This window comes from Winogradskyella sp. 266wxhm, assembly GCF_058964685.1.
Genome location: NZ_CM179559.1, coordinates 2,038,140 through 2,049,113, shown reverse-complemented (window position 1 = coordinate 2,049,113; position 10,974 = coordinate 2,038,140). Strand labels below are relative to the sequence as shown.

The window sequence follows — 10,974 nt, the reverse complement described above, 5'->3', positions numbered from 1 at the left end:
CGAAGCAATTATATGAATAAATAATCTAATAATCTAATAAAAACATCATTTTTTATCGATAAAGTGATAATTTAATCCGACAAAGAGTGATAATTGTAAGAAAATAAATCGTAAAATAATCTTAAAATCATATAATAAAACTTGTTAAATCTTCTATTCTTGATATTAATTGAATCTTTATATTCGACTTTAACAAACTGATTTTATTATACTTAGAAACAAATATAGTAGAGAAGCCTAGCTTTTCTGCCTCTAATATCCTTTGTTCAACACGTTGCACTGGTCTTATTTCACCAGATAAACCAACTTCAGCAGCAAAACAATAGTCTCTTGGTAAATCAACATCTTCATTTGAAGATAAAATAGCCGCAACTACCGCTAAATCAATAGCTGGATCATCGACAGTTATTCCACCTGTTATATTTAAAAAGACATCTTTAGCACCTAAACGAAATCCTGCTCTTTTCTCTAAAACGGCCAATAACATATTTAATCGCTTTGCATTAAAACCAGTCGCAGAACGCTGAGGAGTGCCGTAAACCGCTGTACTTACTAAAGCCTGTACTTCAATCATTAGTGGACGCATACCTTCAATAGTAGCTGCAATAGCATTTCCTGAGAGTTCACCATCCTTTTCTGATATTAAAATTTCAGAAGGATTAGAGACTTCTCTTAATCCGGATCCTTGCATTTCATAGATACCTAACTCATTAGTAGATCCAAAACGATTTTTATTTGCTCTTAGAATTCTGAAAACATGGTTCCGATCTCCTTCAAACTGAAGTACCGTATCTACCATATGTTCTAGAATTTTTGGACCAGCTATGTGACCATCTTTAGTAATGTGACCAATTAGAAGAACAGGTGTAGAAGTTTCTTTTGCAAACTTTATAAGCTCAGTTGTACACTCTTTAATTTGTGATATACTTCCTGCAGAAGATTCAATATAATCGCTATGTAAAGTTTGAATAGAATCTATTATAACGATATCTGGCTCTACACTTTCAATTTGCTTGAAGATATTTTGGGTTTTGGTCTCTGTAAGAATATAGCAGTTTTCACCATTTGGATTGATACGTTGAGCACGCATCTTTATTTGCTTTTGGCTTTCTTCACCTGAAACATATAGTGTTTTATAAGGTAACTTTAAAGCTATTTGAAGTAACAAGGTACTCTTCCCTATACCTGGTTCACCACCTAATAGAGTTAGTGATCCATTAACCATACCACCCCCTAACACACGATTGAGCTCTTCGTCTTGCATATTAAGACGCGCTTCTTGAGATGTGTCAATTTCATTAATTTTTAAAGGCTTTGAAACACGCTTTGAAGTTGAACTTTGTGTTTTCCAACTACTTTTTTCTGGCTTTTGAATAACCTCTTCTGCAATGGTATTCCATTCTTTACAAGATGTACACTGTCCTTGCCATTTAGCATATTGAGCACCACAGTTTTGACAAAAAAAAGTTGTTTTTACCTTAGCCATAATTTAGATATCTATAGAAACCTTTAAGTTTTTTATATGGCTAAATTAAGATAATTTTAGCTGACGTCCTTAAGCCAACTTACCAGAAGTACAACTCTTAAGGCAACTTTTCTAAACGAGATATCATTAGACATCAAATAGTGCTTTACTTTCTTGAAAATTGCCTCAAAAAAGTAATCTGTTGACAGTTTTCTTTTAATTCTCGCCATTCTCAACCTCTCCTAATTCTTCTTGAATATCTTCAGTTTCTACCTCTGCTACCGTAACTAACTCCTTAAGTTTAGCAGAAATATATTCCTTATTTATATTAGTGGCATCTTCTAAAATTAAAGCTGACTCGTAAAGCTTTTTTGCTTTTTTAGTTTTACCCAACTTTTCAAAAGATTTAGCTTGATAATACGTGCCTAATAAAGTTTCTGGAAAAAGTTTATTTGCTAATTTCCCTAGCTTTTCTAAAGACTCATAATCTTCACGTTGTTCTGCAACTTGCGCCACTTTCTCCAACTCTTTCTCACTTATGTCTTTTGTAATTCCGAAGAGTTCTTCAATTCTATCGTACCTATCAACCAAGTAATTATCTAAAGTCCCTTCGTACGGTAATACTTTTTCCTCTAACTCTTTTTCTCTAAGCGGATTGTATAATTCGAAAATTTTATCAAATGACTTTGCAATAGCTCCATTAACCAACGTATAATGGTTCTCACTCTCAAAATCATCAAAATAATACATCACGTTAGGATTTTCTATACTTTCAATTTTATTGTGAGTATTAAGAATATTTTTCCTCAAAAAAGGTATATCCTTATCTGATGTTGCCATATAATAAAAAATCTCTTTTTTAGTAGATTCTAAATATTGGGAGATATAACTATTTATAGAACCCAAAAAATCTGGACTTATACATACGTATGCCTGAAAATCTGGCACTTCTTTAAGCAAATAAGAATTAATAAAATTTCCCATAACATCATGCCCAACAGCAACTCTAAATTTACTAGTGTTATAATTTCTATCCATATAAGGAATCAGCTCATTTAAAACAAACTGATGAAATCTATAACCTGAATCTGTTGGCAAACCTGTTGTTTCGTCGTAGTAAGAATCGTAGGTACGTTCTTCTCCCTGAATTATACCAACGACAATTGAACCTGGCATATCATCAAAATAAGTTTGAAAATCGACTTGACCTGCTACTGGTTCAAATAAGTAATCAGCATCAAAAACTACTATTAAAGGATACTTTAAATCAGACTCTGGATCGTAATTCTTTGGAAGTTTTATCTTTAACTTTCTAGTTGCACTTAACCTTTCTGAAGAAAACTCTTTGTAAATCGTTTGGGAAAAAGATGTACAGTAAACGAGACAAGCAACAACTATAATAATAGTTTTTCTCATAACTAGTAGGTTTGGTTTGGGATTCCAAACATACTAAAATATCGTTAAATTATATATTTTTTTCGACGAAATGCATTTAGTCGTTCATTCCTTCTTGCAAATCGTAAACTTTTTCAAGCATTAATTCTTTGTCTATGTATTGTGAAGGCTGTAAAAGTAGACCTGCTTTATATCTTAACAAAGCCTTTTTTGAATTTCCAATTTTTTCATAGTACATACCTGAATAGTATGCGCTTAACATTGAATCGGGAAATTCTTTATTGATTAATTTTGATAAATTTTCCAATGCATCTAAATCATCTTTCTTTAAACAGGCTGTTGAAATAGCTCTTATATCATTTTCTATCAACTCTTTCTCAAAACCATAAAAACGCTCAATCTTCTCATATTTAGTAATTAAGTAATCGTAAGGTGAGCCTTCATAAGTAAGAATTTCTTCATCATATTCTTTACGATCTATAGGTTTATAAAGTTCAAAAATTTCATTTAAAGATTTAGGAATACCTCTCCCAACTAAAGAATAATGATTACCATCTTGAAACTCCTCAAACTTATAATGTAAGTTTTTGTTTTCAACACCTTTAAAAAGAGAGTCTGCTTCAACTATAGAGGATCTTAAATCCTTTACATCAGCATCTGCAGTTGCCATATAGTAAAACGTTTCTTCTTTTAAAATTGATAATCTTTGTTGCAACCTACTTACCATTTCGGGAGCAAAATCTGGACTAAGCGCTACATATGCTCTAAATAAAGGATTATCTTTAAAGAGGTAATAATTTATAAAATTTGCGCTAAGATCGTGCCCAAATATCACACGGAAACTTGAAGCTTGATAGTTGTCTTCAACATACGGTATTAACTCTGCAGCAATAAATTCATAAAAATTTGCGCCTGTATCTTTAGGAAAATAATTATCATCACTGTAATAAAAATCTTCATTCCTAGTATCATTTTGATTGACACCAACAACTATACAATCAGGAATATCACCCCAATAAGCTTGGTAATCTATGTTTCCACCTACTGGCTCAAATAAATAGTCACCATCTAAAACCACAATTAAAGGATACTTTCGTTCACTTTCTGGATTGTAGTTTCTTGGAAGTTGAATTTTAAGCTCACGATCACCGCCAAGCTTATTAGAATTTATTGTTTTATAAATTGTCTGAGCTTCAAGCCCCAAAGCAACAAAACAAAAGATAAAAAGCGTGTATAAATTCTTCATATTGATGGTCAACTGATTAATTAAAGCAAGTTAAAAAATATTTCTATAACGTCGCTTTCTTTCTGTTATAGATAGGAAGAAAAATTAATGATAGACCACCAATAATAATTATTGTTAGTGTTTGGGACGACCACATTATCCAACCATAAGCTCTACTAGGTTCTTCTGCAATACCAAATATTGCAAAGGCAATAACAACTGCTTCGGGAAAAGAACCTATACCTCCATTAGTTGCTGCGATACTGAAACTTGCTAAAATGAACCCGATTAAAACAGCTTGTATAGAAATATTCTGAAGTTCTGGCAGTGCAAAAGTAGTTACATAGAACATTAAAACATACATAATCCAAATGAACAGTGTATGAAAAATAAAAGCCCATTTTCTTTTCATTTTAAAAATACTCATGGCACCCTCAACCAAACCTGACACAAAGTCTTTAATCTTTATTGCTATTGCAGATTCACTCTTTTTTATAAATAATAATAGACCAAAACCCAAAGCTAAGAGTATAATACCTCCGATAATCAGAGTCGGTATATTGAATTTGTCTATAAAAAAATTATATATGAATTCGAACTCTAAAAAGAAGGCTAAAGCAACTATAAGCATTAGCATTATGGCATCAGCTACACGTTCGGCCACAATAGTACCAAAACCTTTTTGAAAAGGTATATTTTCATAATTACTTAAAATTGTAGCTCTAGCGATCTCACCTGCTCTGGGAATAGTGAAATTGATAAGGTATGCCGAATACACAGCCATAATACTATTAGGCAACTTGGGTTTATAACCTAAAGGCTCTGCCATGTATAGCCACCTATAAGCTCTTGAAAGATGACTAAGTATACCAAACACAATTCCGATACCTATCCATTTATAATCAGCTAATTTAAAATACTGAATTAATGTAGATAACGTAATTTTTGATAAAGAATACCAGACCAAAGCAATACCTAAAATTAAAGGCAATGCTATTTTTAGGATTGATTTCGCCCGACTCAATATTTTATTTTAGAAGGTTGTTTGATTCGTCTGGAAAAACTAAAGAAGGCTTAAAAGTTTTAGCTTCTTCAATATCCATAAAAGCATAAGTGATAAGAATTAAAACATCACCCACTGCTACTTTTCTAGCTGCCGCACCATTTAAGGTTATTTCACCACTGTTTCGTGGACCAGGTATACAATAGGTTTCTAAACGTTCACCATTGTTATTATTTACAATCTGAACTTTTTCACCCTGAATGATATTTGCAGCGTCCATAAGATCTTCATCAATAGTAATACTGCCTATATAGTTAAGGTCTGCTCCTGTACACTTTACACGATGAATCTTTGATTTTACTACTTGAATTTGCATGAGGCAAAGATAATTAATTTAAAGCGATATTATCTATAAGTCTTATATCGCCTGCATATACCGCAATAAATGCTCTATATGTTTTGTTTTTTGATTTTCTTTTTACTGGTTTTAAGGTTGTTACATCTGCAATTGTAAAATATTCCAACTCTAAAAGTGGTTCTTTTTGAAATTGCTTTTCAACCCATTCCGCAACTTTTTTAGCACTTTTTGTGCCAAACTTTGCTTTGGCAGTTTTTAGGATTTTAAAGATAAGAGGAGCAACATTTCTATGTGCTTTAGTCAGTCTTTTATTTCTAGAACTCATGGCTAATCCGTCAGAGGCTCTACTGATGTTACAGCCAACGATATTTACAGGTAACTTGTGTAACTCAACAAGTTTTCTAATAATTTGTAACTGCTGAAAATCTTTCTCTCCAAAATAAGCTTTCTGAGGCTCTACAATTTCAAACAGTCGTTTAACCACTGTACCAACACCGTCAAAGTGACCGTCTCTATAAGCACCCTCCATTTCATTCTCAAGGCCATCAAACTTGAAAGACTGTGACTCTACATGATCTCCGTAAATATCTTCTACAGTTGGCGCATAAACCACAATCCTATCTTCACTTACAGTTTTAAGTAAATCGACATCGGTTTTGAGAGTTCTCGGATATTTTACCAAGTCTTCTTGATTATCAAACTGGGTTGGATTAACAAAAATGCTCACCACAACGATATCATTTTCGTCTAATCCTCTATTTACCAAAGACAAATGCCCTTGGTGCAGAGCACCCATGGTTGGGACAAATCCTACAGACTTATTTACGCCTTTTAGAGTGTTTAAATGACGTGATAATTCTGTTTTATTTTGAAATTGTTTCAATGTAATAACAAAAAATTAACGCGTGCAAACATAATATTTTACTGGCAAACTGCACAAATTTTTGTAATTTTGCATGTTTTTACTATTAATTTTCAAAAAGCAGCAGATTTTATGAAAGATAAACGAATATTGTATGTGTCCTCGGAAGTTGTTCCATATTTACCAGAAACAGAGATCTCTTCAATGTCATTTGAAGCTCCAAGAATGGTGAACAAACAAGGAGGGCAGATTCGAATATTTATGCCTCGCTTTGGAAATATTAATGAAAGAAGACATCAGCTACACGAAGTAATTAGACTTTCTGGTATTAACCTTGTGATTAATGACTTAGACATGCCTTTGATTATTAAGGTAGCTTCTATTCCTAAAGAACGCATTCAGGTTTATTTCATTGATAATGAAGAATATTTCAAAAGAAAAGCAACCTTAACCGATGAAAACGGGGCACTTTTCCCAGACAATGATGAGCGCGCTATATTCTTTGCTAAAGGTGTTATTGAAACCGTGAAAAAACTCAACTGGGCACCCGACATTATTCATGTCAATGGCTGGCTAGCTTCTTTATTACCTTTATACTTAAAAGAATACTACAAAACCGAACCTTTGTTCACTGAAAGTAAAATTGTTACCTCTGTATACAATCAAAGTTTCGATGGCACGTTAGATAAAGACATGCTTAAAAAAATAAGTTTTGATGGTTTAGATGAAGAGATGACAAAACCCTTAGAAAAGCCAGATTATGTGAATTTAATGAAAGTTGCTATAGATAATTCAGATGCTATCATAAGAGGTTCAGAACATTTACCAGACGAACTAGACACTTATTTAAATGATTTAAATAAACCAGTATTAGACTACTTTTCTATTGAAGAATTTGCTGATCCTTATACTGATTTTTATAATAATGCTGTACTTAACAGTTAATACTATTTATGAGAAATAAAAAAATTGCCCTACAGTTTATCGCTCTTGGCTTACTTATATCAAGTTTTATAGCTTGTGACAAAGACTTTTCAAATATAGAATCGGATATCATTAATAGTGACAATGCTACAAACTTTGATATTCTATCACTAAAAGAAAATTACCCTGAATTTTCTGAAGTTATTGCGTATACAGATGTGGTTGGACCAGTACAAACCAATAATGGCTCTGGAATTAATACGTTAGGAATATATGATGACGTTTATGGCAGAACCACAGCTAGCTTTGTCACTCAGTTAACTACCAGTTCATTTGATCCAGATTTTGGAGGTGATGATTTTCAGCAAATAGATTCTGTAGTTCTTAGATTACCTTATTACAGCCTTGTTACAGATGTAGATGATGATGGTAACGTAACTTATGAGATTGATTCAGTTATAGGCAGAGACAATATCAGATTGAGAATCTTTGAAAATGAATATTTTATTAGAGATTTTGACCCTGCAGCAGATTTTGATGAAAGTCAAGCTTACTATTCTGATATGACTGCTAGTGGTAGCGAGTCCGTTTCACCACTAGAAGGTGAAGAATTAAGCTTCGTTAAGTTTAACCGTACTACAGACCAATTTGAAATAATAAGCAATGAAGTTGAAATAAGTGAGGATGGTCATGTTCTTAAAGAAGAAAATGAAGATGGCGAGCTAGAAATTTCTGAAAGGCTTTCACCTGGAATAAGAGTTTTATTGGATCGTACATACTGGCAAAATAAAATAATAAATCGAGAAGGAGATGCCGTTCTTAGCAGCCAAAATAACTTTTCAGATTATTTTAGAGGACTTTATTTTAAGGCCGAACCAGTAAATGATGATGGCAGTTTCTTAATTCTAAATACAGCAAGCCAAAATGCAAATATAACTATCTATTATAAAAGGTTAACTGCTTCAACAACTGACGATGTTGAAGCTACAGAGCAAGGAACTTTTGTTTTAAGATTTGGTCCTAATCGAATAAATTTTATTGAGAATGATTTTTCTAACATTCCCCTTACAGATGGCAATTCAAATGAAGGTGATAGCCGATTGTACCTGAAAGGTGGCCCTGGATCTGTTGCTAAAATCAAACTTTTTGATGGTGAAAATGTTGATGATATTCCTGAAATGAACAACTTTGAAACATTTAAAAATCTTTTTGTAGAAACTGATGAAGGTGGTAAGTTTGTAAAGTCCAAAAGGCTAGTTAACGAAGCTAACTTAGTTTTTTACGTTGATGATGAAACTCTTAACAGTAATTCAGAAGACCCAAACAACGAGCCAAACCGCATTTTTGTGTACGACGTAGATAATAAAACACCTTTGTTCGATTATTCATTGGATGTTACAAATTCCACACTACCTTCATTTTCAAAATATAACCATCTTGGTCCATTACAAAGAGATGAAACAACAGAAAGAGGTATTAAATACAAAGTAAAAATCACTGATCATATTAATAATTTATTGATTAATGACTCAACAAATGTTGAGCTTGGTTTAGCTGTTTCATTAAATGTTAATTTAGAAGGCAACTTTTTACAACCAAAAGAAAAAAATACTGATAATGATCAATTATCTATACCTATAAGTTCTATCTTAAGTCCAAGAGGTACTATTTTGTATGGTAGTAATACCGAATCGCAAAACGAAGATAAAAAAGTGTATTTAGAAATATATTATACAGAACCAAACGAATATTAAATAATCAAAAATTATGTGTGGTATTGTCGGTTATATAGGACATCGTGAGGCTTATCCTATAATAATAAAAGGACTACAAAGATTAGAATATCGCGGATATGATAGTGCTGGTATAGCCTTATTTGACGGTAACAATATAAAACTATCTAAAACTAAAGGAAAGGTTTCTGACCTTAAAGAAAAGTTAGAGAAAGAAATTCCAACCGACGGTACATTAGGTATTGGACACACAAGATGGGCGACACATGGTGTTCCTAACGATGTAAACTCACACCCTCATTATTCTAATTCTGGAGATTTAGTAATTATTCACAATGGAATTATTGAAAACTATGATGCTCTTAAAAAGGAATTAATAAAGCGTGGTTACAAGTTCAAATCAGACACAGATACTGAGGTATTAGTCAACCTTATTGAAGACGTAAAGAAAAATGAAGATATTAAACTTGGTAAAGCAGTTCAGGTTGCATTAAACCAAGTTGTAGGTGCCTACGCTATTGCGGTTTTTGATAAAAACAAACCAAACGAAATTGTAGTTGCAAGGCTGGGCAGTCCTCTGGCTATTGGAATTGGAGAAGATGAATTTTTCATTGCAAGTGATGCATCACCTTTTATTGAATATACCAAAAATGCCATTTATTTAGAAGATGAAGAAATGGCTATTATCCGAAGAGGAAAAGAGGTAAAAGTTAGAAAAATAAAAAGTGATAGCCTTGTAGACCCATATATGCAAGAACTACAGCTTAACTTAGAACAAATTGAAAAGGGTGGCTATGACCACTTTATGCTCAAAGAAATTTACGAGCAACCTAGTGCTATTTTAGATACCTTTAGAGGTCGCTTGTTAAGTAATGAAGCCATTATAAAAATGGCTGGTGTTGAAGACAACATGAAAAAGTTTCTCGCTGCAGAACGTATTATAGTTGTAGCTTGTGGAACGTCTTGGCACGCAGGACTGGTTGCAGAATACATATTTGAAGATTTAGCTCGCATACCCGTAGAAGTAGAATACGCCTCAGAATTCAGATATAGAAACCCAGTTATTACAGAAAAAGACATCGTAATTGCAATTTCTCAATCTGGAGAAACAGCAGATACTTTAGCAGCTATAAAATTGGCTAAATCTAAAGGAGCATTTGTTTTTGGCGTTTGTAATGTAGTAGGTTCATCTATTGCTAGAGAAACAGATGCTGGTGCGTATACTCATGCTGGACCAGAAATCGGTGTAGCTTCAACAAAGGCTTTTACAACTCAAATAACAGTTTTAACTTTAATGGCTTTGCGTTTAGCAAGAGCTAAAGGCACCATTACAAGTTCAGAATTTAGACATCATTTAATAGAACTTGAAACTATACCTGGTAAAGTAGAAGAAGCATTAAAATCTGATGCTTATGTACAAACGATTTCCGACATCTATAAAAATGCGACAAATTTTTTGTATTTAGGTCGTGGATTTAATTTCCCTGTAGCTTTAGAAGGTGCATTAAAATTAAAAGAGATTTCCTATATACATGCTGAAGGCTATCCTGCAGCTGAAATGAAACACGGTCCTATTGCATTGATAGACGAACAAATGCCTGTTGTAGTAATTGCTACCAAAAAAGGACATTATGAAAAAGTTGTAAGTAATATTCAGGAGATAAAATCACGCAAAGGTAAAATCATAGGAATTGTTACCAAAGGTGATACAAGTGTAAAAGAATTAGCAGACCATGTCATCGAAGTTCCTGAAACATTAGAATGTCTTTCTCCATTATTAACAACGATACCTTTACAGCTACTATCTTATCATATTGCTGTGATGTTGGGTAAAAATGTGGATCAACCTAGAAATCTAGCTAAGTCTGTGACTGTTGAGTAACATTTCCTGTTATTAAAATTATATTTTAAAGCCTTAAAATTGAACTATTCACAATTTTAAGGCTTAATTTTTTAAAAAAAGTGCTATGCATGCATAATTTTTTGAGAAATTCTTATTGAAATTTCAT

General features: G+C 32.8%; 9 protein-coding genes. 3 read left to right on the top strand and 6 right to left on the bottom strand.

Going from position 1 to position 10,974, the window contains the following annotated elements; translation table 11 throughout:
• Nucleotides 1-127: 127 nt before the first annotated feature.
• From radA to panC, 6 genes are all read right to left on the bottom strand, one after another.
• The gene (radA, locus tag AC2H4K_RS09015; RefSeq protein WP_281139231.1) at nt 128-1,486 is read right to left on the bottom strand and encodes a DNA repair protein RadA; all 1,359 of its coding nucleotides are present in this window, start codon (nt 1,484-1,486) and stop codon (nt 128-130) included.
• 195 nt (nt 1,487-1,681) lie between these two features.
• Nucleotides 1,682-2,881, bottom strand: coding sequence for an alpha/beta hydrolase (locus AC2H4K_RS09010; RefSeq protein ID WP_281139232.1), 1,200 nt, complete (start codon nt 2,879-2,881; stop codon nt 1,682-1,684).
• A 76-nt stretch (nt 2,882-2,957) separates the two neighbouring features.
• Entirely contained in the window at nt 2,958-4,106 is a 1,149-nt protein-coding gene (locus AC2H4K_RS09005) for an alpha/beta hydrolase (protein WP_281139233.1), read from the bottom strand.
• A gap of 43 nt (nt 4,107-4,149) precedes the next feature.
• Entirely contained in the window at nt 4,150-5,076 is a 927-nt protein-coding gene (locus AC2H4K_RS09000) for a lysylphosphatidylglycerol synthase transmembrane domain-containing protein (protein WP_281139234.1), read from the bottom strand.
• Between the two features lie 37 nt (nt 5,077-5,113).
• Complete coding sequence (panD, locus tag AC2H4K_RS08995; RefSeq protein WP_281139235.1) at nt 5,114-5,464, bottom strand: aspartate 1-decarboxylase; 351 nt, start codon at nt 5,462-5,464, stop codon at nt 5,114-5,116.
• A gap of 13 nt (nt 5,465-5,477) precedes the next feature.
• Complete coding sequence (gene panC, locus AC2H4K_RS08990; protein WP_281139236.1) at nt 5,478-6,329, bottom strand: pantoate--beta-alanine ligase; 852 nt, start codon at nt 6,327-6,329, stop codon at nt 5,478-5,480.
• 111 nt (nt 6,330-6,440) lie between these two features.
• Here panC and AC2H4K_RS08985 point away from each other — a divergent pair, with 111 nt between their 5' ends.
• From AC2H4K_RS08985 to glmS, 3 genes are read left to right on the top strand one after another with little or no spacing between them, the layout of a single operon-like run.
• Entirely contained in the window at nt 6,441-7,253 is an 813-nt protein-coding gene (locus tag AC2H4K_RS08985; protein ID WP_281139237.1) for a glycogen/starch synthase, read from the top strand.
• 8 nt (nt 7,254-7,261) lie between these two features.
• Nucleotides 7,262-8,986 carry a BamH family beta-barrel-assembly machinery protein gene (bamH, locus tag AC2H4K_RS08980; protein ID WP_281139238.1) on the top strand — a complete coding sequence of 575 codons (1,725 nt, stop codon included), beginning with the start codon at nt 7,262-7,264 and terminating at the stop codon, nt 8,984-8,986.
• Nucleotides 8,987-8,999: 13 nt separating this feature from the next.
• On the top strand, nt 9,000-10,847 hold the full coding sequence (gene glmS, locus AC2H4K_RS08975) for a glutamine--fructose-6-phosphate transaminase (isomerizing) (RefSeq protein ID WP_281139239.1): 1,848 nt from the start codon (nt 9,000-9,002) through the stop codon (nt 10,845-10,847).
• The last annotated feature ends 127 nt before the right edge of the window (nt 10,848-10,974 follow it).

Coding starts and splice junctions, on each gene's coding strand:
- panD (WP_281139235.1), bottom strand. CDS start 5,464: ATGCAAATTCAAGTAGTAAAATCAAAGATTCATCGTGTAAAGTGTACA.
- AC2H4K_RS09010 (WP_281139232.1), bottom strand. CDS start 2,881: ATGAGAAAAACTATTATTATAGTTGTTGCTTGTCTCGTTTACTGTACA.
- glmS (WP_281139239.1), top strand. CDS start 9,000: ATGTGTGGTATTGTCGGTTATATAGGACATCGTGAGGCTTATCCTATA.
- radA (WP_281139231.1), bottom strand. CDS start 1,486: ATGGCTAAGGTAAAAACAACTTTTTTTTGTCAAAACTGTGGTGCTCAA.
- bamH (WP_281139238.1), top strand. CDS start 7,262: ATGAGAAATAAAAAAATTGCCCTACAGTTTATCGCTCTTGGCTTACTT.
- AC2H4K_RS09005 (WP_281139233.1), bottom strand. CDS start 4,106: ATGAAGAATTTATACACGCTTTTTATCTTTTGTTTTGTTGCTTTGGGG.
- AC2H4K_RS08985 (WP_281139237.1), top strand. CDS start 6,441: ATGAAAGATAAACGAATATTGTATGTGTCCTCGGAAGTTGTTCCATAT.